The organism is Paenisporosarcina sp. (genome assembly GCF_049671445.1).
Lineage (GTDB): Bacteria > Bacillota > Bacilli > Bacillales_A > Planococcaceae > Paenisporosarcina.
The window spans coordinates 1-24,706 of the sequence record NZ_JBATUX010000098.1 but is presented as its reverse complement, the minus strand read 5'-3'; the positions used below and the strand labels follow the sequence as shown (position 1 = coordinate 24,706).

General features: G+C 38.2%; 23 protein-coding genes and 1 pseudogene. 12 read left to right on the top strand and 12 right to left on the bottom strand.

Annotated elements, in window-relative coordinates:
- Positions 1-196: 196 nt before the first annotated feature.
- The 4 genes from WBG45_RS12190 (at position 197) to WBG45_RS12175 (ending at position 8,217) form a co-directional block, all read left to right on the top strand.
- Complete coding sequence (locus tag WBG45_RS12190; protein ID WP_424414920.1) at positions 197-616, top strand: hypothetical protein; 420 nt, start codon at positions 197-199, stop codon at positions 614-616.
- 71 nt (positions 617-687) lie between these two features.
- The gene (locus WBG45_RS12185) at positions 688-1,617 is read left to right on the top strand and encodes an HD domain-containing phosphohydrolase (RefSeq protein ID WP_424414918.1); all 930 of its coding nucleotides are present in this window, start codon (positions 688-690) and stop codon (positions 1,615-1,617) included.
- Positions 1,618-2,120: 503 nt separating this feature from the next.
- Entirely contained in the window at positions 2,121-6,707 is a 4,587-nt protein-coding gene (gltB, locus tag WBG45_RS12180; protein WP_424414916.1) for a glutamate synthase large subunit, read from the top strand.
- Between the two features lie 22 nt (positions 6,708-6,729).
- Positions 6,730-8,217 carry a glutamate synthase subunit beta gene (locus tag WBG45_RS12175; RefSeq protein ID WP_424414915.1) on the top strand — a complete coding sequence of 496 codons (1,488 nt, stop codon included), beginning with the start codon at positions 6,730-6,732 and terminating at the stop codon, positions 8,215-8,217.
- Positions 8,218-8,382: 165 nt separating this feature from the next.
- Here WBG45_RS12175 and WBG45_RS12170 read toward each other — a convergent pair whose 3' ends face one another.
- Both WBG45_RS12170 and WBG45_RS12165 read right to left on the bottom strand, forming a co-directional pair.
- Positions 8,383-9,159, bottom strand: a complete 777-nt coding sequence (locus WBG45_RS12170) for a 3-hydroxybutyrate dehydrogenase (RefSeq protein ID WP_424414913.1) — start codon at positions 9,157-9,159, stop codon at positions 8,383-8,385.
- A 170-nt stretch (positions 9,160-9,329) separates the two neighbouring features.
- Positions 9,330-10,616 (bottom strand): GntP family permease, encoded by a 1,287-nt coding sequence (locus WBG45_RS12165; RefSeq protein WP_424414911.1) that lies wholly within the window; start codon positions 10,614-10,616, stop codon positions 9,330-9,332.
- Positions 10,617-10,913: 297 nt separating this feature from the next.
- On the opposite strand from WBG45_RS12165, the gene WBG45_RS12160 reads away from it, so the two are divergent.
- Entirely contained in the window at positions 10,914-11,321 is a 408-nt protein-coding gene (locus tag WBG45_RS12160; RefSeq protein ID WP_424414909.1) for an organic hydroperoxide resistance protein, read from the top strand.
- Between the two features lie 107 nt (positions 11,322-11,428).
- On the opposite strand, the gene WBG45_RS12155 is transcribed toward WBG45_RS12160, so the two are convergent.
- The 3 genes from WBG45_RS12155 to WBG45_RS12145 are packed head-to-tail and all read right to left on the bottom strand — an operon-like array spanning position 11,429 to position 13,136.
- Positions 11,429-11,953 (bottom strand): NAD(P)H-dependent oxidoreductase, encoded by a 525-nt coding sequence (locus tag WBG45_RS12155; RefSeq protein WP_424414907.1) that lies wholly within the window; start codon positions 11,951-11,953, stop codon positions 11,429-11,431.
- A gap of 50 nt (positions 11,954-12,003) precedes the next feature.
- Positions 12,004-12,651 (bottom strand): SDR family NAD(P)-dependent oxidoreductase, encoded by a 648-nt coding sequence (locus tag WBG45_RS12150; RefSeq protein ID WP_424414905.1) that lies wholly within the window; start codon positions 12,649-12,651, stop codon positions 12,004-12,006.
- Positions 12,652-12,701: 50 nt separating this feature from the next.
- Positions 12,702-13,136 (bottom strand): MarR family winged helix-turn-helix transcriptional regulator, encoded by a 435-nt coding sequence (locus WBG45_RS12145; RefSeq protein WP_424414903.1) that lies wholly within the window; start codon positions 13,134-13,136, stop codon positions 12,702-12,704.
- Between the two features lie 247 nt (positions 13,137-13,383).
- Between WBG45_RS12145 and WBG45_RS12140 the strand changes: the two genes are divergently transcribed.
- The 4 genes from WBG45_RS12140 to WBG45_RS12125 all read left to right on the top strand — a co-directional run bounded on the left by WBG45_RS12140 (position 13,384) and on the right by WBG45_RS12125 (position 17,070).
- Positions 13,384-14,220: an SDR family oxidoreductase gene (locus WBG45_RS12140; RefSeq protein WP_424414901.1), complete on the top strand. Its 837-nt coding sequence runs from the start codon at positions 13,384-13,386 to the stop codon at positions 14,218-14,220.
- A gap of 64 nt (positions 14,221-14,284) precedes the next feature.
- The gene (locus tag WBG45_RS12135) at positions 14,285-15,325 is read left to right on the top strand and encodes an aldo/keto reductase (protein ID WP_424414899.1); all 1,041 of its coding nucleotides are present in this window, start codon (positions 14,285-14,287) and stop codon (positions 15,323-15,325) included.
- A 168-nt stretch (positions 15,326-15,493) separates the two neighbouring features.
- Positions 15,494-16,489 (top strand): aldo/keto reductase, encoded by a 996-nt coding sequence (locus WBG45_RS12130; RefSeq protein WP_424414897.1) that lies wholly within the window; start codon positions 15,494-15,496, stop codon positions 16,487-16,489.
- Positions 16,489-17,070: a TetR family transcriptional regulator gene (locus WBG45_RS12125; protein WP_424414895.1), complete on the top strand. Its 582-nt coding sequence runs from the start codon at positions 16,489-16,491 to the stop codon at positions 17,068-17,070. Before WBG45_RS12130 ends, WBG45_RS12125 begins: the two co-directional genes overlap by 1 nt.
- Before the next feature lie 147 nt (positions 17,071-17,217).
- Here WBG45_RS12125 and WBG45_RS12120 read toward each other — a convergent pair whose 3' ends face one another.
- Positions 17,218-17,886: a TraR/DksA C4-type zinc finger protein gene (locus WBG45_RS12120; protein WP_424414893.1), complete on the bottom strand. Its 669-nt coding sequence runs from the start codon at positions 17,884-17,886 to the stop codon at positions 17,218-17,220.
- A gap of 206 nt (positions 17,887-18,092) precedes the next feature.
- Positions 18,093-18,416 (bottom strand): hypothetical protein, encoded by a 324-nt coding sequence (locus WBG45_RS12115; RefSeq protein WP_424414892.1) that lies wholly within the window; start codon positions 18,414-18,416, stop codon positions 18,093-18,095.
- 238 nt (positions 18,417-18,654) lie between these two features.
- Between WBG45_RS12115 and WBG45_RS12110 the strand changes: the two genes are divergently transcribed.
- Positions 18,655-19,410 carry a hypothetical protein gene (locus tag WBG45_RS12110; RefSeq protein WP_424414890.1) on the top strand — a complete coding sequence of 252 codons (756 nt, stop codon included), beginning with the start codon at positions 18,655-18,657 and terminating at the stop codon, positions 19,408-19,410.
- Between the two features lie 214 nt (positions 19,411-19,624).
- Positions 19,625-20,923, top strand: coding sequence for an NCS2 family permease (locus WBG45_RS12105; protein ID WP_424414888.1), 1,299 nt, complete (start codon positions 19,625-19,627; stop codon positions 20,921-20,923).
- Positions 20,924-20,972: 49 nt separating this feature from the next.
- Here WBG45_RS12105 and WBG45_RS12100 read toward each other — a convergent pair whose 3' ends face one another.
- The 4 genes from WBG45_RS12100 to WBG45_RS12085 all read right to left on the bottom strand — a co-directional run bounded on the left by WBG45_RS12100 (position 20,973) and on the right by WBG45_RS12085 (position 22,796).
- Complete coding sequence (locus WBG45_RS12100; protein WP_424414886.1) at positions 20,973-21,437, bottom strand: SRPBCC family protein; 465 nt, start codon at positions 21,435-21,437, stop codon at positions 20,973-20,975.
- Between the two features lie 3 nt (positions 21,438-21,440).
- On the bottom strand, positions 21,441-21,779 hold the full coding sequence (locus WBG45_RS12095; protein ID WP_424414885.1) for a MerR family transcriptional regulator: 339 nt from the start codon (positions 21,777-21,779) through the stop codon (positions 21,441-21,443).
- 69 nt (positions 21,780-21,848) lie between these two features.
- Positions 21,849-22,283: a hypothetical protein gene (locus tag WBG45_RS12090; protein ID WP_424414883.1), complete on the bottom strand. Its 435-nt coding sequence runs from the start codon at positions 22,281-22,283 to the stop codon at positions 21,849-21,851.
- A gap of 15 nt (positions 22,284-22,298) precedes the next feature.
- Entirely contained in the window at positions 22,299-22,796 is a 498-nt protein-coding gene (locus tag WBG45_RS12085; RefSeq protein ID WP_424414881.1) for an SRPBCC family protein, read from the bottom strand.
- 304 nt (positions 22,797-23,100) lie between these two features.
- Here WBG45_RS12085 and WBG45_RS12080 point away from each other — a divergent pair, with 304 nt between their 5' ends.
- Entirely contained in the window at positions 23,101-23,721 is a 621-nt protein-coding gene (locus tag WBG45_RS12080; protein ID WP_424414879.1) for a kinase, read from the top strand.
- Positions 23,722-23,773: 52 nt separating this feature from the next.
- On the opposite strand, the pseudogene WBG45_RS12075 reads toward WBG45_RS12080, so the two are convergent.
- Positions 23,774-24,706 (bottom strand): annotated as a pseudogene (locus WBG45_RS12075) (peptidase M6); the annotation flags it as partial.

Below are 24,706 nucleotides of genomic sequence, written 5' to 3'. Positions count from 1 at the left end.
AAGTCGTCTCTTCTTATATAATTAAAAAGAGTGAAGTGTCAAATGTAATTTTATTGAAAGGATGTGAACACTTAACTAAAAGGCTACAGTAAGAATAGGCTTCGCCATTTAGTTATTAAAATAACCCTACTACTTAATAGATTTACATTATCAAGATGCACTTTTATTTATAAAATTCATTATTGGGGGTTATTTTGTGAAGAAAATTTTTTCAATTCTATTAACTGCATCATTATTTATGGGGTTAAGCACAACTGTTAGTGCTACCACTGATGACGACCAAGCTGATGGACTTCAATTAGTTGTACATGCTAATGTGGAAATTGACAATCAGATTGAAAAAGCTGTTGAAGATGCAGATAAATTACAGGAAAACTTTCTTTTAGAAGTTGGGAATTTAGAAGCTGAGGAAGAAATCGCAGCATTAACTAACACATATAATGTGCAACTTGATAAAATCATCGCGGAAGTTTATGATGTGACTCTTCAAACGTCAAATGACGCAATAGCTGAAGCTGCTGAATATGGTATCGAAGCTGAATGTAGCTGGGTGCTAGTAGAATTTGCTGACAGATCTGTATGGATCGATCCTATTAGAGTTATCGGGAGAAATTAATAAATTAATATAATTATGCATGATGATAAAAAGAGTTCTAGCAAAGAACTCTTTTTAAATCTGTATTTGGGGTGGAAAAGTTGGAAGGATTTAAGGTGGGTAAAAAAGGTGAATCACTCAAAAGGGTTAATTATGATACAAATGATATCAGTCTACTAACCCGTGGTGACGGAGCGGAAGTATTATTACAATCAATCGAAAAAGATAGATTGTTTTATATTTATCCTTCTGATAACCCGGAAGTTTTGGAATTTTTTCTAATCTTATCCGGCGAGGTCGTTTGTGAAGTTGATAATGAAAAGGTAGTTTTGGGTCCTCAAGATTATTTCTCGGCTAAAGGACTTATTGAGCATATACACTTTACTGCATTGTCAAATGTAACTTTGCTATGGGTTACTACGGAACCTATTTTTGATTCGTTGAGTAATGAAATATCCTCACTTATGGAAGTTGTAAAACAAGTAGAGTTAAAAGACCGTTATACATATATGCACAGTGATCGCGTGGCTAATAACGCAGTAAAAATTGCCAAAAAAATGAATTTGAATACTGACCAAATTTATAATATAAATACCGCATCATTTTTACATGATATTGGGAAAATTAATATTCCTGAGGATATTTTAAATAAACCAACTTTCCTTAGTGAAGAAGAATTTTCTATTGTAAAGAAGCATCCGGTTGATGGTGTTGAAATGATTAAAGGAGATCAATACGAAGAAATACTTCCCATTATTGAACAACATCATGAGCGTTTGAATGGAAGTGGCTATCCATACGGGTTAGTAGGTGAACAAATCCTTTTAGAATCCCGAATTCTTGCTGTTAGTGATTCGTTTGATGCCATGACAGAAGATCGACCTTACCGTAAAGCTTTTGAACCCCAATTTGCATTAGATGAAATAAAAAGGCTTGTGGGTACTCATTATGATAAGCAAGTCGTAGAAGCATTTGAAGAGGTCTTAAAAGATGAGGGGAAAATTCCTTTCACGAGTAATTGAGATGGATTACGTCATAATTGTTTAAGAAGCATTTAAGGAATGGGTTACTTTCTTGGATGCTTCTTTTATTTGTGAAAAACACTTATTAACTTGGAACGTTTCATTTCCTTAATCAATAATAAAGATTATTAAATATTCTATAATAACTTATAGAGAAAATTAGAAGTGAAAAAATTACCCAGTTCTTGCCATAAAGGTGAGGGCTTTTTTATTTTGCATAAAACATGATTTTTTATAATATATTTAATGTTAAGAAATTTTAAAGATAATGAGTTTAAAAGCTTGATTTTCCTAGTTATTAAAGGGGGTTTATGAGGTCTTTACTAAATAAATGGTAGCGTTTTCATTCATAAATATCGATAAAAATACAATAAATTTTTGTCAGAATTTTATGTTAAAGTCGTTTTTATGATATAATTATTCAAAATTGATAGTGAACTGTGAAGAATCCCTTCATGAAAAGCGAACAACTTTCAACAGATTACTAGAGAGGGGACGTTGTCATGTCAAAGAATGGATATCCTGTTTCACAAGGCTTATATAGTCCTGAGCAAGAGCACGAAGCCTGTGGGATTGGAATGATTGCAAATATCAATGGTAAGCAAACACATAGCATCGTTCAACATGCGATTACCATCTTATGCAATATGGAGCATCGAGGTGGTCAATCATCGGATACAAGTACCGGTGATGGAGCTGGTATTTTAACGCAAATTCCACACCGTTTTTTCCAAAAACAATGCGAGAAAGAAAACATCTATTTGCCGAGAGAAGGCGAGTATGGTGTTGGAATGGTATTTTTACCGAAAGACCACGACACTCGAATGAAAAGCAAAGATATTTTTGAACGAATCATTGCAGAAGAGGGCCAAACATTCCTTGGATGGCGTCCAGTACCAATAAATGATTCATTTGTTGGAAAAGTGGCTGCAAAAACAAAACCCACGATTAGACAACTATTTATAAAAGTAAGCGAAGATATAAAAAACCCGTTGGATTTTGAACGAAAGCTATACATTATTCGTAAACGTATTGAAACTGAAATGGCAAGCAAGAAAGGGTATGAAGATGTGTACATCAGTAGTCTATCTACTCGTACCATTGTCTACAAAGGGATGCTAATTCCCGAGCAACTCGATTCGTTTTACATCGATCTAAATCATCCTGACTTTAAATCCGCTCTAGCACTCGTGCATTCGCGTTTTAGTACCAACACCTTCCCAAGTTGGAAGCGAGCACATCCAAACCGCTACACCATTCACAATGGAGAATTTAATACACTACGAGGCAACGTCAACTGGATGCGAGCTCGTGAACAAATGTGTGAATCGGAATTCTTCAATTCTGAAGATTTGCAAAAAGTGTTACCTGTTATTGATTCAGACGGCAGTGACTCTTCTATGTTTGATAACTGTTTTGAGTTCTTACATCTTTCAGGACGTTCACTTGCGCACACTGCAATGATGATGGTTCCTGAGCCTTGGGCAAATGATAAGAATATCAAAGAGGAAAAACGTGATTTTTATGAGTATCATAGTACGTTAATGGAACCATGGGATGGGCCTGCTGCACTCGTATTCACGGATGGAAATCAAATTGCAGCGTGTCTAGATCGTAATGGATTAAGACCGGCTCGTTATTATGTAACTAAAAGTGGCATGATCGTTCTAGGTTCAGAAGTAGGGGCATTAGATATTTTTGCAGATGATATTGAATATAAGGAAAGGTTAGCACCGGGTAAAATTCTTCTAGTTGATTTGGAAAAAGGCACGATTATTCCAGATGAAGAAGTTAAACTTCAAATTGCGTCAGAACAGCCTTATAGAGAGTGGCTAACAAATATGACGGATTTAGAAGATATTCCAGAGGCGCTTGAGCAACAACCAGTTCATGTGGGAGATCAGTTGTTAAAGCAACAACTGGCTTTTGGCTACACACGAGAAGAACTAAATAAGATCATTAAACCCCTTGTTATTGAAGGGAAAGATCCAGTAGGCTCAATGGGTTATGATTCTCCGCTTGCTGTGTTATCGAAAAAACCACAATTGCTTTACAACTACTTTAAACAGTTATTTGCACAAGTAACGAATCCACCGATTGATGCGATTCGCGAGAAAATTATTACGATGACTGATACCACCATAGGGGCTGAAGGAAACTTAGTAAGTCCAAATAAAGAAAGCTGTAAGCATATTCGATTAAAGACACCCGTATTAACAAATAGTCAATTACAAAAAATACGCATGCAACATCTTGATGGATTTAAAACGGTAACGTTCTCTACGCTGTTTGAAGCAAAAGATGGCGAAAATAATATGGAAAAAGCTCTCGATATGTTGTTTGATAAAGCTGATAAAGCAGTAGAAGAAGGAACTACGCTGTTGATTTTGTCTGATCGAAGTGTGACAGAAAAATATGCAGCCATTCCAGCACTGCTCGCTGTTTCTGGGTTGCATCATCATTTGATTCGTCAAGGAACTCGTACAAAAGTGAGTATTTTACTAGAGTCGGCTGAAGTGAGAGAAGTACATCACTTTGCGACACTCCTTGGTTATGGTGCAGAAGGAATCAACCCTTATTTAGCGTTTGATTCGATTCGCGATTTGATTGAGAAAGGCGAAATCAACATCGATTCATTCGATGAAGCAGTTGATAAGTATATTTACTCAGTAACTGATGGCGTCATTAAAATTCTATCTAAAATAGGGATTTCAACGATTCAAAGTTATCGAGGAGCTCAAATTTTTGAAGCAGTAGGTATTCATTTGGATGTGATTGATAAATATTTCACACGGACATCTTCACGTTTAGGTGGAATTGGTATCAATATGATTGAAAAAGAAGTGCTTATGCGTCATGAAGAGGCGTTTGGTGAAAATCGAGGAAGCAATCAAACGTTAGACTCGGGTGACGAATTCCAGTACCGTGCAAACGGCGAAGATCATCAATACAACCCAAGTACAATCCATACACTTCAACATGCTTGTCGTACAAATAACTATGAAGTCTTTAAGAAGTACACGAAAATGTTGACGGATGAAACAACAAACTTACAATCGTTGCGAGGACTTTTGAAATTTAAAAAGCAACCTTCCGTGCCGATTGAAGAGGTAGAATCGATTGAGGCTATTTGTCGACGCTTTAAAACCGGTGCCATGTCATATGGTTCTATTTCTAAAGAAGCACATGAAGCTCTAGCTGTTGCTATGAATCGTGTCGGAGGAAGAAGCAACACGGGTGAAGGTGGAGAAGATATCGATCGTTTTACACCAGACCCAAATGGAGATTCGAGACGTAGTTCAATAAAGCAGGTAGCATCTGGTCGCTTTGGTGTGACAAGTCATTACCTGGTCAATGCAGATGAGATTCAAATTAAGGTGGCGCAAGGCGCTAAACCTGGTGAAGGTGGACATCTTCCTGGGAAAAAAGTGTATCCATGGATTGCAGAAGTGCGTGGATCAACTCCTGGTGTGGAACTAATTTCTCCACCACCACATCACGATATTTATTCAATTGAAGACTTAGCTGAGTTAATTTATAACCTGAAAAATGCTAATCCAAGAGCGCGTATTAGTGTCAAATTAGTATCTGCAGTAGGTGTTGGAACGATTGCGGCGGGTGTTGCAAAAGGAAGAGCTGACCTTGTACTAATCAGTGGTTACGACGGCGGAACAGGTGCTGCACCTCGAACGAGCTTAAAGCATACGGGGTTACCGTGGGAAATCGGTTTGGCTGAGACTCACCAAACACTCTTGTTAAATGGGCTTCGTGATCGCATTGTTATTGAAACGGATGGCAAAATGATGACAGGAAGAGATGTTGTTTTAGCGACGTTACTCGGAGCAGAAGAGTATGGATTCTCAACAGCACCGCTTGTCGTTCTTGGCTGTGTGATGATGCGCGTTTGTCATTTAGATACATGTCCAGTTGGTATTGCGACTCAGAATCCTGAGTTACGGAAGAAATTCACAGGAGATGCGGAGCATGTTGCTAACTTCATGCGTTTTATTGCGACTGAAACAAGAGAGCTCATGGCTGAACTTGGTTTTAGAACGATCAACGAAATGGTTGGACGTACAGATGCCCTTGAAGTAAACGAAGCAATTGATCATTGGAAAGCGAAAGACATCGATCTTTCAGCACTTCTTTATTCACCAAATCTGCCAGCTAAAGTTGGACGTTATCATACTGTCGATCAAGATCATGAATTAGAGAAAACGCTAGACTTCCAAGAATTGATTCCAATTTGTAAAAATGCAATCGAGAAACAGGAACCTATAGAGTTTACAACAGCTATTCGAAATATTAACCGTGTGACCGGAACAATGCTTGGTAGTGAAATCACGAGACGTTACGGTGAAAAAGGGTTGCCTGAAGATACGATTCGATTAACACTTAAAGGATCAGCTGGTCAAAGTTTTGGTGCATTTATTCCCCGGGGAATAACGCTCAGATTAGTTGGGGATTCAAATGACTTTGTTGGAAAAGGGTTATCTGGAGGGAAAATAATCGTTCATCCAGATCCAGTGGTCACTTTCCAGCCTGAGAAAAACATCATCATTGGGAACGTTGCTTTCTACGGGGCATCGGCCGGAGAAGCCTACATTCAAGGTATTGCTGGAGAGCGTTTCTGCGTACGTAATAGTGGAGCCAATGTGGTAGTCGAAGGCGTAGGTGACCATGGTTGTGAATATATGACGGGTGGGAAAGTTGTCGTCCTTGGTTCAACTGGGCGTAACTTTGCTGCTGGGATGTCAGGTGGTATCGCGTATGTCTTTGACGAAGACGGCACATTTAACTCGAAATGTAATGCAGAACTTGTTCATATTCAACCGATAGAAAATCCAGAAGAATTGAAAGACGTATACAACATGATTGAACAGCATGTTGCCTATACAAATAGCGGGCACGGCAAGCGCATTTTAACTTACTGGGAAAAGTATTCTTCCCAATTCGTGCGTGTCATACCGAAATCTTACTTGAAAATTAATGATCGAATTAAAGCGCTTCAAGATAGTGGGTTAACAAAATTTGATGCACAAATGACAGCGTTTGATGAGAGCAACAAAGAAGCTACAACAGTAAAATAGACACGACAAAAGGAGGGATGTAATGGGAAAGCCGACTGGATTTATGGAGTACGAACGTCAATCACAACGTGAACGTGATCCACGTAAGCGATTAAAGGATTGGAAAGACTACACGGCGCCAATGTCGGAAACAGAAATTAGACAACAAGGCGCACGTTGTATGGATTGTGGAGTCCCTACTTGTCATACAGGAACTGAAATTAATGGTGTGACAACAGGTTGTCCAGTGTATCACTTGATACCAGAGTGGAATGACCTCGTGTATCAAGGACAATGGAAAGAAGCATTACAGCGTGAGCATGAGATGAACAACTTCCCAGAATTCACAGGTGCAGCTTGTCCAGCACCGTGTGAAGGCGCGTGTGTGCTTGGTATTAACGAGCCTCCTGTTGCCATCCGTACAGTTGAACGTGCCATTATTGAAAAAGGCTTTGAAGAAGGTTGGGTCGTTCCTGAGCCACCTGAAAGTCGAACTGGCAAAAAAGTGGCGGTTATCGGGTCTGGACCTGCTGGACTAGCAGCGGCAGCACAGCTCAATAAAGCAGGACACTGGGTTACTGTTTTTGAACGCAACGACCGTGTAGGAGGATTATTAACTTACGGGATTCCTGAGATGAAATTGCCATACGAAATGGTGAAACGTCGTGTTCAGTTGCTCGAGCAAGAAGGAATCACGTTTGTTACCAATACAGAAGTGGGGAAAAACTACCCTGTTGAAAAGCTCAATCAAGAATTTGATTCAACCATTTTATGTGGGGGCGCAACGATTCATCGTGATGTTCAAGTCGAAGGTCGTGATTTAAAAGGAATTCATTACGCAATGGATTTCCTTCATGCCAACACGAAAAGCTTGCTTGACTCAAATCTTAAAGATGGTATGTATCTGTCAGCTAAAGGCAAAAACGTCATTGTCATTGGTGGCGGAGACACGGGTACGGATTGTTTAGCAACTGCAGTCAGACATAATTGCCAAAGTTTAACGCAGTTTGATATTTATGATCAAAAAGGATCAATCCGTGATGAACTTGGAAACCCATGGCCACAATACCCGGTGATTCACCGTATTGAGTACGGCCAAAAAGAAGCGGCTAGTAAATTTGGTGAAGATCCACGTGCCTATGCTGTTCAAACTACTAAATTTGTTGGCGATGACAAGGGTCATGTAAAAGAAGTACACACGGTCAATGTGAAACTTCGCATCGACCAAGAAGGCAATCGTATCCGTGAAGAAATTCCGGGTACAGAAAAAATATGGCCAGCAGACATGGTCTTGCTCGCAATTGGCTTTAGTGGTCCAGAACAAGGGCTCTTACAACAGTTAAACATTGAAACAAACCCTAACTCTACTGTTAAAGCAGAGTATGGAAAGTATATGACAAATGTTGAAGGCGTCTTTTCAGCAGGTGACATGCGTCGTGGACAAAGCCTGATCGTATGGGCGATTAACGAAGGACGCGAAGTAGCGAGAGAATGCGATCGCTACTTGATGGGTGCTACGGTACTACCTTAAATAGAATTAGAATTATTAAGAAAAAGCATGTCAAAGAAGGAAATCGTTATTTAAGACCACTCGCAAATATACGATAAACGACAGAATAACTTAACAGAGTTTATATCAAAAAAAGTAGTGTACTTCATTTTTAGAAGTATACTACTTTTTTTGTTGATAATGGAATTATTGAGCAGTGTATCCACCATCTAGTACTACTGCTTGTCCTGTTACACCTTTAGCTTTATCACTTGAAAGGAAAACAGCATAGTCGGCAATTTCTTCAACTGCTAACAAACGCTTTTGAGGAACAAGTGGATAAATTACTTCTTCTAACACTTTTTCAAGTTCTACATTACGAGTTTTCGCTAAGTCTGCCATTTGATTTCTTACTAGTGGAGTATCGACATAACCAGGACATAATGCATTAACCGTGATTCCATGAGCTGCTCCTTCTAAAGCTGCAACTTTTGTCAAACCGATAACACCATGCTTAGCGCTGTTATATGCTGCTTTTCCTGCAAATCCAATAACTCCATTAATAGAAGCCATGTTGATAATGCGACCATAATTTTGTTTTTTCATATGAGGGAATGCATGTTTAATTGCGATAAATGGTGCTGTTAGCATTATTTTGATCAGTAATTCGAATTTTTCTGTTGGGAATTCTTCGATTGGTGAAACATGTTGTAAACCTGCATTATTGATTAAAATATGAAGTTCACCGAAGTGAGCTATCGTTTGGTCTATCGCTGCTTTTATTTCTGCTTCATTTGTTACGTCACATTTTATCCCAAGTGTCTCATAGCCTTTATTAGCTAAATCTTGAGCTGCTTTTTTAACGCCTTCTTCATTTAAATCCGAAAGAACTACCTTTGCTCCATTTTCAGCAAAATGTTCACCAACTTCATACCCAATACCTTGGGCAGCTCCAGTAATAAATACAACTTTATCTTTTAACATAATCAAATCTCCTTTTTAAAATTGGTTTTGTTATATATTGCTGTTGATATTTCGCAAAACAGTTTCGCTTTCCGCGGGCTTGCGCCGAACTAACTCGGACTTAACGTCCGAGTGGATTTCTGCACTTCACTATTCCCGCTGGAGTCTTCACTGTTTTGCTCCATATAAAATTAATAAATTCCTAAGCTAGCTAAAATAATTGCCGCAATAACTGCGATCGTCGGAATGATAAATCCTACAACTGCTACATCTAAATAAGAATCGCGATGTTTTAATCCTGTTACCGCTAATAAGGTAAGCAGTGCCCCGTTATGAGGCAAGATGGAAGCTCCTGATGCAACAGACGCAATACGGTGGAAGGCTTCTGGTGAAATGCCAGTTGTTTGCGACAGTTCATAATATTTACTACCCAGAGCTTCCAATGCGATCCCCATTCCGCCTGAAGCTGACCCTGTGATACTTGCTAGTAATTGAACAGCAACAGCTTCTGAAATTAACGGATTTCCTTTAATTCCGAGGATCAAATCAGTTAATTGTTTAAAACTTGGTACTGCGGTTACAACAGCACCGAATCCAACAGCAGCACTCGTGTTTAAGATAGCCATTGCAGATCCTGCTGCCCCTCCATTAATTGACCCAATAAATATTTTAAATTTCTTGAAACTGATAATCATGATGGAAAGAATACCAATTAATAACGAAGGGAGAATATCAAGCTTTAACACATTTAATATGAAAACGACTAGTATCAACGGCAAAATAGATAGATACGGATTTGGTAATGTCGTAACATCAATATCTTTTACTTCATTGCCATCTTTAGGTTCCGTAAATCCTTCTCCTTTACTTTGCAGTTTTTTTCCTCTCCATGCTAAATATAAATATCCGCCGACTGCCATAATGAGTCCGGCAACAACCCCCATAATTGGACCAGCAGTAGGAGCCGTTTGAAAGTACTCAGTTGGAATAATATTTTGAATCTGTGGTGTACCAGGAAGGGCTGTCATGGTGAATGTGAAGGCACCAAGCGTAATAGTAGCCGGTATTAATTTCCTTGAAACATCAGCAGTTCTAAATAAGGCGATGGATAGAGGGTAAATAGCAAAAACAACTACAAATAAACTAACTCCACCGTAAGTTAAAACTGCTGCTCCAACTAAAACGCCCAGGATTGCTCTCTTTTTCCCAATAAGCTGAGTAATTTTAAAAGCTACTGATTGCGCCATGCCGGTTTCTTCCATCAGTTTCCCGAAAATAGCACCAAGCAAAAATACAGGGAACCATTTTTTCGCAAAATCTACAAAGCCTGTCATATAGATTTCTGTATACGCAGGTAATAAATCAAGTCCCTCTAAGCCGGCAACTAAAAGGGCAACAAGTGGTGCTATCCAAATAATGGACCAACCTAAATAGGCGAGAGCCATTAATAAAACTAAACCGATAATAATATTAATCATGATTACTTTCTCCTTTATTAAAAATCCCAACTTTGTAGTAATACCCAAGGAGTAAGCCATTAAACATAATAGTGATTTCTTAAGGCAACTCACGCTTAAAAGTTGCTCTATTTCATTAACAGCTCTCGTTCATCAAATTCGTATCTTGTGTTTTATTAATATAACCAGGATGAATAAGCTTATTCGGAAGTGGGATGGATAGGTTAACTTAAAAGAGGCAAGAATAGTTCTGTAGTGTTTACTTATTTGATACATGTAAGGTATTCATACGAAAGATGTGAATGAGGAGGAATGTAAATGAAAGAACTATTTACGGCTACAGTAACGGCAATTGGAGGACGTGAAGGACGCATTCGTTCTGAGGATGGCGTACTTGATATTGCGCTAGCGATGCCTGGTGTCAAAAAAGAAACAACAAATCCGGAACAATTATTTGCGGCTGGCTATGCTGCTTGTTTTGATTCTGCTTTGAATTTGGTGGCACAACAAGAAAAAATAAAGCACGGTGGATCCGAGGTCACTGCCCATGTTACATTGCACCAAGGTACAGAAGGCTATTCACTTTCCGTCAAACTTGATGTTCTTGTCCGTGATGTAGAAATGGAAGTCGCTCAAAAGCTTGTAGAAGCTGCACACAAAGTATGCCCATATTCACGCGCTATAAAAGATAACATCACTGTAGATGTTGAAAGTCGAATTGCTTGAGCTAATTGATGACGTTTTTACGGTTCATCCCTTTCCAATTACATCGTTAATCTTAAATTGACCCCACTTCAAATATAGAAGTGGGGTCAATTTTTTTATTTTGCCTATTAATAGTTAGCTTTAAGATGGTGTACCAAATTTTCGGCACTTTCCTGAATTTGTTCTTTTTCTAAAAAACGTACTCCTTGTGTCTTAAAAGTTGGCAAGAAACGCATACCTGTTAAGTTAGCGGTTGCTTGGAACGGTTTAGTTAATTCACTCATGCTGTATTGATTAAAACCACCAGCCTGATAAGCTGTTTCTGGTCCACCAGTAGATATAGCCAACATAAATTCTTTTCCGCGAAGGTAAGTTCCTTCAGCTCCATAAGCCCACCCGTAAGACAGTACAACATCCTGCCATTCTTTCAGTAAAGATGGACTGCTATACCAGTAAAAAGGGAATTGAAACACGATTCGATCGTGTTCCAACAGAAGTTGCTGTTCACGCTCCATGTCTATACGACCTTCTGGATATTCCGCATATAAATTATGGACGGTCATTTCTTCTTCTTTCTGCAATCTTTCCATCCACGTTTTATTGACGACGGAATTCGATAAGTTTGGGTGAGCTACTAGTACTAATGTTTTCATAAATATCATCCTTTTCAAGTTTGTATATACAAATGTAATAATAAAAAAATTTACTTTTCTTCAAAAATAATTTCTGCTTCTTTTTGTTCTTCATACATACGATAAAAAGCATTGGCAATATTTTCAGCTGAAAAATAGGTTCCCTCTTGAACGAAACCTTTGATGGTTAAGGTGCCAACATAAATACCCTTTGGACTTAGTTCTTGGTGGAGACTGTTTGCGAAACTTCGTATGCCTGCTTTTCCGATCGATAATGAAGCAAAATCAGCGTATGGAGTTAGCGCCAACCCGCCACCTGTCATAAGAATAGCGCCGTTTTCCATATATGGGAGAGAGGCTTTAACAGTTGTGAGTGCACCAACTACACTAATGTTGAAATCGTTAATTAAATCTTCGGCATTTAAATTTGTTGGTTTTCCCGGTTTTCCGGCTGCCGCATTGTATAAAAGGACATCAATTTTACCGTAAGTTTTCAAAACGGATTTAATCGCAGATTTCAATGAGTCTTCCCCAGAAATATCTCCAACAAATCCTTTTGCCTTAATGCCTAAATGAAGCAGTTCTTCTTCGTATTGTTGTAATGCTTCTAACCGCCGCGAAATAAGAGCCACTTGAAAGCCTTCTCTACCGAATTTCTTGGCAGTACTCAAGCTGATTCCTGGTCCGGCACCTACTACTAGCAAAAGTTTTTGCGTCATATCAGAACCTCCATTTTTAATATTTGTATATGCAAATGAATAACAAAAAATTATTTTTCTTTTTCTAATTTATTGCTGGCTTCGTGAAGCATTTTACTTAAATCCATGCTGAATTCGCGACCCAAAACATCAGAATAGTCATCAAATAATTCTTTTAGTGAGACCCGAAACTGAGCATAAACTTTTTCACCATCTTCAGTCAAAGAGATGAATGTTTCTTTACCACTTGATTTTCTGACTACAAGTTTTTGTTTCTCAAGCTTATCAATAAACCTTGTGCTAGTCGAAGGAGCAATTGATAACTTATGACAAAGCTCTTTTTGAGTGATCCCAGGGTGGAACTTTACAGTCATGATCATGTATAAATAAGAGGGAGCTAGTTCACCGATATTGAATGTGCTTTCGGCCATTTTTGTCATGTTACGCGCAAAACGGTTTGCCGTAAAATATAAACAATGAATTAAAACTTGTTCTTCTTCATTCATTTCATTCAGCTCCGTTTCAATTGCATATACAAATTAACACAATTTTTCGATTCGGTCAACTCTTGTTTATTATAGTATTGGTATCGATTTTGTACTATCTAGGAAAAGGCATTTTATTGTCCGAAAAAGTCAGTATAGTTAAAAAATAAAGATTGAAATAGTTTTTTTAGAATTGTATATTTGTATATACAAACGACAGAGATCTTCAGAGAGAGTCAAGCGTCATATTCAAAAAAAGGGGTGCCTAATGAAAAACAAAGTTTGTTTAATTACTGGAGGAAATTCAGGAATTGGTAAAGCAACAGCTCATGAATTAGCCAAAATGGGAGCGACTGTTGTCATTCTTTGCCGTAGTAAGGAAAAAGGTCAGGATGCAGTAAAGGAAATTATTGAACAGAGTGGGAATCAAGATATTCACCTACTTATTGCTGATCTTTCTAACCAAAGAATGGTTCGTCAAGCAGCGGACGAATTTAAAGAAAAGTTCAATAAGTTGGATGTATTGATTAACAATGCGGCTGTTTTCTTACCAAAAAGGTCTGAGACGGAAGATGGGATTGAAACAACCTTTGCCACCAACTATTTATCTCACTTTTTGTTAACACACCTTTTACTAGATTTATTAGAAGCGAGTGGAGAAGGCCGAGTAATTAATGTAGCTTCTAAGCATAATGGAATAAAAATGAATTTTGATGATTTAATGGTGAAAAACAATTATTCGTTCTTTAGAGCTGTTGGACCAACAAAGCTTGGCTTGATTCTATTTACAAAAGAACTAGCTAAAAGGCTTGAAGGAAAACCGGTGACAGTAAATAGTCTTCACCCCGGAATTATTAAAACGAATCTTATGCACCGGTTGCCTTGGATACTTCGGAGTTTGTTTAGTCTCATGTCTGCAAAAACAGAAAAAGGAGCTAAGACACCTGTTTATCTTGCTACTTCTGAAGATGTAAAAGGAATCAACGGTCAGTTTTTCGTCAATTGTAAACAAGAGAAAACAACTGAAGCAGCAAATGATTCAATCGCAGCTAAACAGTTGTGGGATATAAGTATGAGTTTATTAAGACCTGATATTTTAAAGTAGGCTACATCTTATGGTAGGTCATTTAAGTGTATAAGCAATTTTAAAAACGTTAAAGGAGAATAATATGCGATATAAATTACTTGGGAAAAGTGGATTAAGAGTGTCAGAACTAGCCTTAGGAACGATGACATTTGGAGAAGATTGGGGTTTTGGGGCCTCAAAAGAAGAAAGTACAAAGATTTTTAACCTATTTGTAGAAGCTGGTGGGAATTTTATTGATACGGCAAACAATTATACAAATGGGTCGAGTGAAACCTTTCTTGGTGAGTTAATAAAACCAAACAGAGAACAATTTGTTATTGCTACTAAATATTCTCTATCAACTCGTAGTCACGATCCCAATGGTGGAGGAAATCATCGGAAAAATATGATTCAGTCGGTTGAAGCAAGCTTAAAAAGATTACAAACTGATTATATTGATGTTCTTTGGTTGCATGCATGGGATTTCCTCACACCTGTGGAAGAAGTTATGCGGGGATTAGATGATTTAGTTCGGGCGGGGAAAGTATTATATATTGGAATATCTGATACACCTGCTTGGATTGTTTCACAAGCCAACACCATAGCTGCTTTACGTGGGTGGACTCCGTTTATCGGACTACAAATTGAATACAGTTTGTTACAACGAACGCCAGAACGAGATCTTTTACCAATGGCTCGAGCACTTGATATCGGAGTAACTGCATGGGGACCCATGGCAGGTGGGGCACTTACCGGCAAGTACAGTAGTCAATTGGAGTCTGCAAATATAGAACCCAAAAGGCTTTCACCAAACAGTGCGCGATTAAATGCAAAAAACACAGAAATTGCACAGATGGTTGTAGAAATCGCAAAAGAAATCAGTAAATCACCAGCTCAAGTGGCACTTAATTGGGTGCGTCAACAATCTGGAGTGATTATTCCTATCGTGGGTGCGAGAAAAGAGTCTCAACTAAAAGACAATTTGGCTAGTTTGGGTTTTATCCTAGATGACAATCATTTAAATAAACTGCATGAAGTCAGCAAAATTGAACTAGGGTTTCCTCATGACTTCCTTTCGTCTGACCCTGTGCTTAATGTTCTTCATGGTGATACTCGATTATTAATTGATAATCATCGAAAATAGTAAGAACAAAAGTGAAAGTCTTACTCCTAGTAAGGCTTTTTCTATGGAATAAAATAATGTATTGTAATCACAAATAATTAAAGTGACAAAAATCATAATTTGTCACTTGATTATTGATATCGCTATTTGGTAGAATAAAATCAAATTAATTTGGAGGGATATAAACTTATGATGAATAGAAGACTTGGTCAAAATGGACCTACTGTTTCTGCTTTAGGTCTAGGATGTATGGGAATGTCTGATCTTTATGGTACAACTGATCGAAAAGAGAGTATTGCAACCATTCACGAAGCAATTGAAGGTGGAGTTACGTTGTTCGATACCGGAGATTTTTATGGGGTTGGTCACAACGAACTTCTTTTACAAGAAGCCCTTAAAGGAACAAAACGCGACAATGCGTTTATTGCGGTTAAATTCGGTGCCATGCGATCTCCAGATGGTGGATGGGTTGGAATAGATGGTCGTCCCCAAGCGGTGAAAAATTCTCTATCCTACACTTTACAAAGGTTAGGTGTCGATTACATTGATCTTTATCAACCAGCACGTGTCGATCCAACGGTACCAATTGAAGAGACCGTTGGTGCAATCGCAGATATGGTGAAAGCTGGATATGTTCGTCAAATCGGTTTATCTGAAGCAGGTGAAGAAACAATTCGTCGCGCTCATGCCATTCACCCAATTAGTTGGCTACAAATTGAATACTCTCTATTCAGTCGTGGGATTGAAGCAAACATTCTCCCAACTATTCGTGAGTTAGGCATCTCACTTTCGGCTTACGGTGTTCTTTCACGTGGTTTATTAGGTGGGGCTTGGACAAAAAATCGTAAAACGGATGCACGTGATTTCCGTAGTTATGTTCCTCGTTTTTCTGGTGAAAACCTCGACAATAACTTGGCGCTAGTTGAGTCTTTACGGGCTCTTGCTGATGATAAGGATGCCACTGTTGCACAAATGGCTCTTGCCTGGGTTCTTTCTCGTGGGGAAGACGTAATCCCGCTCATAGGTGCTCGACGTGTGTCACACTTGCAGGATGCTTTAGGTGCAATTGAGTTACAACTGAGTCCTACTGACTTGGAACGAATAGAAGCGGCTGTTCCTGCTGAAGCAGTAGCGGGTACTCGTTATCGCGAAGCTGATATGGGCATGTTGGATAGTGAACGCTAATGGCTGATCAAGCTCTAACCAAAGAAGAAATTTTAGACACCACAGTGCAGGTACTTCGTCGATTTGGGCCTGAGAAAACAACTGTGGTTGATGTTGCAAGAGCTTTGAATGTAAGTCATGGCACAATCTATCGTCATTTCCCAAGCAAAGCGTCATTACGAGAAGCAGTTGCAAAAAGATGGCTCCATGGAATCATCAAGCCATTGGAAGTTGTTCAGAAACAGGAAGGTTCACCTACCGAACTGTTGCGGTTATGGGTAGAAACGTTGATTCAAATTAAACATTCAAAGGTTCAGGAAGACCCTGAATTATTTACGATGTATACAACGCTCGTAGAAGAATCTGTTGAAGTCGTCAGTTCTCATATAGCTGAATTAATCGGACAGATCACCCCGATTATTGAAAAGGGAATCGCTGAAAAAGAATTTAAATCTAGTAATGCTGCAAATACAGCGAGTGGGGTATTTATGGCAACTGCTCGATTTCATCATCCACTCCATGCTAAAGAGTGGGCATCACCCACCATTAATCAAGAATTTGATATTGTTTGGAACTTGATCCTTTCAGGAATTGTAAAATAAAATTTATAAAGTAAACCTAATTCAGCTAATAAATGATTGTGGGATTTGGCGAGCAAAAGAGAAGAAACGACCACGAAGAAAATAATTTCTTTGTGGTCGTTTCTTTTATTTTCATAAGCTTTAGATTGGCTCAAATAAGTTAATTTTTTATAAGTAATCATTGCGAATAGCTTCTTCTTGTTCGGCGAGGGAAATTTCTTTGTTATCGCCTCCAATACTAGTTATATGCAATGAATCCACGTCTTCGTCCATACCTTTTTCGTCCTCGTCATCATATAATTCATTGAAGTCAGCGTGGTCACCTTCAAAATCGGATGGTGTTTCAGATGTACCATACTGTGCGACTTCTTGAAAACTGTCTTCATAATCTCTGACTCCATCTCGTTTATGACGTTCGGCGAAGGAGTTATCGTTTGCTGGATGCAAAATTTGCTCTTCGGCAGGTCGATCTTGAGCAATGGTTTTATCTGCATGTTCAATGCAGCAAGTGGTATACGGAACGGCTTCTAAACGCTCAAACGGAATGTCTTCGCCACAATCATCACAAACTCCATACGTTCCATTTTTCATAGCCAAAAGGGCATTATTCACTTTTTCTAATTCAGAGTGTTCATGGACATGAATCGCCATATCTTTCTCACGTTCATATAACTCTGTACCTAAATCAGCGGGATGGTTATCAACTGTTGATAATTCGGCTGTGGTATCACGGAGACTGCCTTGCTCTACGAACGCATTGTTCTCATGTTTCTCCAACTGAACTTTTTGTTCCAAAAGTAATTTCTTTAACGTTGAGTTTTGTTTTTCTGTAAGCATAAAAGATCACTTCCTTCAAATATAGTCAATCCTGTTTTGTGATAAACAAGAGCTACATATAGCTTTGACCAAATGAACGAATCTTAAAGGGGAAATGATAAAAAAGATAGGAAGGAGTAAATAACGTAAACAAACAAAAAAGGCCATATAAAAACTTGGCCTTTTAAGTGTTTAAATTTGTTACTAAATGAATGAATGAATGATTTTCAACTAATAAAATAATCTTTATATATATAAAATGTTGTTAAAAGGGCGAGTGAAAAATAAACAATGGATCCGATAAAGACAAAAGATTGGTTAGCTACACGATTGGAAAAGTCCATTCTTATACCAGTTTCACCTTGAATTTGCATATCCATTTGTCTACTTACTGTATTACCTTTATTTGTGAAAATATACGTAATAAATATGGCAACAATTCCAAATGGGATAGAAACGTCAACAAAAGGCCAATTAAACACAAAAGCAGTTAGCCAATGAGCTATACCTAAAATTAATACCGTTACCATCATAATGACGAATTTGTTCATAAAATCCCCCTGTTCAGTAATAAGTCCTGATACTCAAATAATAAATATATTATTTACAATATTAACATTATTTACCTCATGAAGCAATTTGCCATAAAAAATAAGCACAAGAATCCCAGTACAATCATTAGTAAATTTTTACGTTAGTGAACAAGGTTTTCTCCCACATATGAATGCCCACTTGAAAGTGAGTTGCATAAGATAAGACAAAGAATGCCAGAAAGGGGGCTAACTAACGATGGGTTTATTTATTAATTCGGATAAGCACCCAGATGTTTTTAAAAACAATGGACAAATTATTGATTCAAATCAAACATTTTTCAGAAAAGACCACACAGCTGATTTGATAGAAGAACAACAAAAAGCCAATGAAACGTTACAAAAATCATTAAGTGAACTGAAAAACTTATATCACAAGCAGGCAAATAGACAAACTAGGCAGTTCAAGCATCTTAACAACGGAATTAGTGAGCAAAAGAAATTAAATTTCCAACATGAAAAAATTGATAATCAAGTATTGTCATGGTTAGAAAAATTAGATAAAAATAATTCGACACTTCAAATGACGCTAAAAGATGAAGTGGTATTTAAACAAGAAATGATGAATTATATGGACACCTTGAACCATTCAAATTCAGAGGTAGTTAAAAAGTTAGATAAATACGGATTAGCAAACGAGCAACTTGAATTGAAAGTAAATGAGCAACTCGATATGCAAAATCAGCTATCGCAGCAAATATCAAAACAAGCTGATACTCAACTAGAGGTGTTAAATCGACTGGAAAACCAAGAAGCATTAACTGAGAAGATATTAAGACAAATCGATTATTTTAGAGCTACTCTTTTTGAACGAACCAATTATTTAGCAGAGAAAATTGATACAGGCTATAACTACGCTGTTTCGTATGTTTCCAAATTAATGACAGGAACGGATCAATCTCCCATGAAATTAGTAATTACTAAAGAAAAAGATAATAAGAAGAAACTGCAATAAATGCAGGACAAAGAGAGACGTTACTTAGAAAAAGGTAACGTCTTTTTTACACGGTCTCTTAAGATGAAATACGAAAGAAACCATGCATCAATTTTAGACGAAAAGAATCAAAAGATTGACAGTTGACGGGATAATGATTAAAATCCATAATGGCTCACCTGTTTATCAGGCAGAGCGGGTTGGGAGAGGGCTAATTTTATAGAAGGTTGAAGAAATGTTGAATTTGATTGACCGAATTTTCGGTCTTAAAGCGAACGGAACGACTGTAAAGCGAGAATTTATGGCGGGACTCATTGGATTTTTTACGGTGGTATATATCATCGCTGTAAATGCACTCATCCTGTCTGAAGCTGGAATGCCACTTGAAGCGGCAATTGTCGCAACGATTGCTGCATCCGTTTTTGGCTGTCTCATCATGGGCTTTTGGGGTAACGTACCCATTCTGCTTGTTCCAGGCATGGGAATCAATGCACTGTTTTCTTATACGATGGTCCAATCGATGGGCTTGTCTTGGCAGGAAGCATTAGCAGTCGTATTCGTATCAGGTGTTATTTTTATGTTTATCGCGTTTACGCCTTTCTCGAAAATGCTGAGCGCAGCTGTACCGCAATCTTTGAAAGAGGCAATTACAGTAGGTCTTGGCTTGTTTTTGATGCTAATTGGTCTTGAAAAAGGCGGGATCGTCGAAAAAGGAGCAAGTTCTATCTTGGCTCTTGGTTCTTTGGGTGATCCTCAGGTACTGGCAACGATTTTAACTTTTCTCGTTGCAATTGTGCTTTTTATTCGCAATGTTCCTGGAAACTTCCTCATTACCATTGTGGTTGGAACGGTCATTGCATCATTTTTTGGATTGATTGATTTCAATCAATCCGAAAGTGCATCTTTCGGAGTAAGTGAAGCATTTCAAGCATTCGGCGCACTATCGTTCGGGAATTTCTGGTCCATGACGTTTTGGATAGCCGTGTTCTCACTCACGATGGTTATCGTGTTTGAAAACATCGGTCTTGTGCATGGCCAAGTTTCGTTTATCAATCGTCCAGATCGATTTAGTCGTGCGTTTCAAGCGAACTCGGTTTCGGCCATGACATCCGGAATTTTCGGCACAAGTCCAACTGTAGCAGCTGTAGAAAGTGCTGCAGGTATGGCTGCGGGTGGGCGTACTGGACTGACAACGGTAATTGCAGGTCTGCTATTTTTGGTAGCTGCATTTTTCATTCCAGTAATCAAGTTGATCCCGGACAGTGCAATTGCTCCGATTCTCATCATCATTGGTAGTTTGATGCTGCAGAACATTCGAAACTTAGAGTTGAAAGACTTGAGTGAAAGTTTTCCTGCACTCTTTATAGTTGCCATGATTCCATTTACGTACAGTATTGCTGATGGCATTGCTATCGGGTTTATCTTGTACCCAATCTTAAAGATTGCGATTGGAAAATGGCGAGAGGTTTCACCGACTCTCTACGTAATTGCAGGGTTATTCCTGATGAATTTCGTATTTCACGTGGTAGCCTAAATACAAAAACGCACCTGCGAAACCGGGTGCGTTTTTGTGTAGATATTTATCAATTAAGGACTTTGTAATCGTGCAATGCTTCTTGTTCCACTCTGTCTAAAAAATCATAAATCACTTGATTTCCGTTGACTTTACTGCCGAGCTTTAGCATAGCTCGACCAAGAAAATTGATTCCTTTATTGGAACCAGCATAAATAAACTTAGTTTGCTGTTCACTAACTTTCTCCATTGTGAAAGTAAGATTCATTTCAAATGCACGCGCAAGTTGAAATTGAATGCTCTTGTGTTTAAGATGATCGGTGTTTTTATATTCCACGATTTCCACTACATATGTTTCATTTCGTTTTCCTTCTTGATAGGTTTGTTCATAAGTTGAACCCTTCACTTCCGGTTTTTTCTCAAGCCAACGATTTTCCACTACTTTGGGCATGATGCGCTTAGCTTGTTCTTCTTCAAATAAACTCCACACCACTTCAATGGGTGCATCAATAAGACGTTCTTCTGTCCACTTCATGTTTCATTCCTCCTGCCCAGTTTGGATAAATTCTTCAATCTCACGGATTGTTTGTTGTTTTTGAGTTATCTCCATGTATAGACGATCTTTCTTTTGATGGAGCAGTACTTCCAAATTGGCAAATGACTCATCTCTCATGACATCCTTCATTTCCTGAATGGTACAGCCAAAACTTCGAAGTTTTTGTAAAAGGATGGCCAAGAAATACGACCCGTCATCATAGTAGCGATAATTGTTTGCAGGGTCTACAGATGCAGGTTCCAGTAATTGTTGTTGTTCATAGTATCGAAGAGTTTCTTTACTGAGTCCAGTTAATTCACTAAACTCCCTGATTTTATACATACGAGTTCCTCCTCTTCCTTCATCATAAAGGATGGGGTGCACAACAGAGTCAAACAGTATGAAGTCGAATTATCTCAAATTTGGACCCAATTGACTTATGGTAATGATGGGTTCGGTATATGACACAATATTAACTACGTGTTCTATGCACATCATGGCATAAACTGTGCAGGTCTTGCCATTATACTCGCGTTGTAAATTGCTCGTTTTTTGAAGAAAGTCGAAATACTTGGACTTGCTATAAACTCGAAAAGCATTCCCTTCGTATCGTTCTGATTTATCCAAAGCGGTATAGTCTTCAAATGTCACAGAGTATGAAACATACGAAGGAAAATCAAGTTGATAGCGCTTCACAGTACTATCAGGAAAAATGAGTAAGTCAGTTTCATTTTCACTGCCATGCACAATAATGCGAAGGGCTACACCATTTATACGTTGCTCAGAAATAGATTCGAATGAAAGGTATTCTTTTATATTGTCCAATAAATTAGTAAAATTTGTCATGATCATGCACCATTTTTATTTACTCTCTTTTAAATAAGTTTCCAATTTATCAAAAGTCCCGATAAAACCTTGTTTGATTCCTTCATGAGAAGCACGGAAGAGAGTATGTTCTTCTGCATTTGCTGAGATAGGTATCCCTTGTATCGAAAGAGTGGTTTTCCCGTCTGACTCTGTAAAAGTCATCGTATTGAGTATCTCGAGTGGCCAACTTGAATGGAAGGGAGCCCGAACAATCTGTGCTTTTTCATCAGAAAAGGAACTTACATAGACGAGTCGATCTGGTTTTTCGATTTCACGATAGACAAATTTACCCCACTGAGTTTGATCATCTGTTGATGTTTGGCTGTAATGAAAAATCCCTCCTGGCTTTAGCTCAATACTTGCAACGTTTACAGTAAAGCCTGCTGGTGCCCACCAGTGTTTCAAATGATGGGGGTTTGTCCACATATCAAAAAGAGTTTCTTTCGTAACGTCAAATGTATGAGTGATTTGTAATTCTTGATTTGCTGTCAAAGTTATTCCTCCTTACGATAATTTTACGAATTTATCGTTCACACTTCGTTATCGACTACATAAAACCCTTTAAATTGTTAAGTTATGTTAAAGAATCGTTTTTCCGCCGGAGTGTCACAGATTCCTTTACTTTTTACACATCGATTAATAGATTTTGAAGCTATATTAAAGAGTTGCTGATATTGAAGAACAAACAAATGAGTACATTTGTGGATAGCGAGGGAAATATTAATTGAATTTTTCCATATATATAACCTGAAATAAGATATAATACCCTAAAATACTCAAGTGCTTGTAGGAAATTATGAAAAAGGGGGCAAGTCACTTGGATAAGCATATTGCTACTTTATTAAATTTCATTTCAACCAGTGACGCTAATCAACGATTAGTAATCGGACTGGATGGTTTAAGTCGTTCTGGTAAAACAACTTTTTCCAATAAGCTTTGTGAAATTTTAAAAGAAAAAAATATTCTTCATCAACTAATTCATATAGATGACCATATTGTCGAGCGTGAAAAACGATACCATACAGGTCATGAAGAATGGTTTGAATATTATCAATTACAATGGGATGTTGAATGGTTAACCCATCATTTATTTGAAAAACTAAAACTATCGAATGAATTGAACTTACCATTTTATGATTTAGAGTCTGACACAGCTATGTTGAAAACTATTCAACTTCCTATACATGGTGTGATTGTAATTGAAGGAGTTTTTCTTCAGCGAAAAGAATGGAGACGTTTCTTTGATAGAGTCGTGTACTTGGATTGCCCAAGAAGTAAAAGATTTGTTCGTGAAAGTGAAGAGGCCCAAGAAAATCTTTCGAAGTTTACAAACCGCTACTGGAAAGCTGAAGACTATTATTTATGCACCGTGAGTCCAAAAGAACAGGCTGATTTGGTCATAAAAGAAGGGAAGTAGGGAGGGATGGAAAGAAAAATCCCAGTAGCGATTACGCTACTGGGATTCATACTTATTTGTAAATGACGATTGATCCTACAGACTTATCTGCAGCTTGACCATTTACAGTAGTTTTCAGACCATATGACTGCAAATTACGACCTGCATCCGGCATAAACGAATTGCTGTATGACTTCGAATCATCAAACAAACGAACGCCTCTTTGGCTCGCATACTCCAATGTTTGTGTTGGATATACCAAATTTAATCCAGAAGTTTTATCTAACCCAAACGCTGCGTCTGCTAAATGATAGCGAGTGCTTGCTTGAGCTGGGTTAGCATCGAAGATATTCCATTGCAAATCAGTATCTGCGTGTGCATCAACAACTCCTAAGAAACCATCACCTGGGTGAGCACCAGTCCAGTTATCGGTATAGCTATCATCCGCATACCACACAACTAAACCACCGTCATAGCTCATCAAGGATTCCCCACGAGCGATATGACCTAAACCTGCATCTACACCTTCATGATTTCTCCATTCTAGCAAATAGTAATGGTTCATCAATTTGTTACCATTAAAACGCTCAAAACCATTCAAAGTGAAAGAAGTAGGTTCTGTTTCAGCACCATCTTCAACAATTGTTTGTCCATCAGCTACTACTTTTACATTATCAGCAAAGAATCCAAGCTCAGAAGTACCCCAATCCGTTGCGTAACGTAAACGAAGTTTAATGTTTTGTCCTGCATACTCACTCAAATCGAATGATTGTTCTGTCCAACCATTAGAATGACCTGTTAGACCAGGCATTGAATTTAAGATAGTTGGATAAGCTTCAGGCACTGCGTCACTTGTTGTGTTTTCATTACCAAGTGAAGTCCAAGTTGAACCATCATCTGTGGAAACTTGAACGAACGCATAATCCCATTGTTGTTCAATTTGATACCATGAATCGAAAGTTAATTCAGCAGAAGATTTTCCAGTCAAATCAACATTTGTTACCAT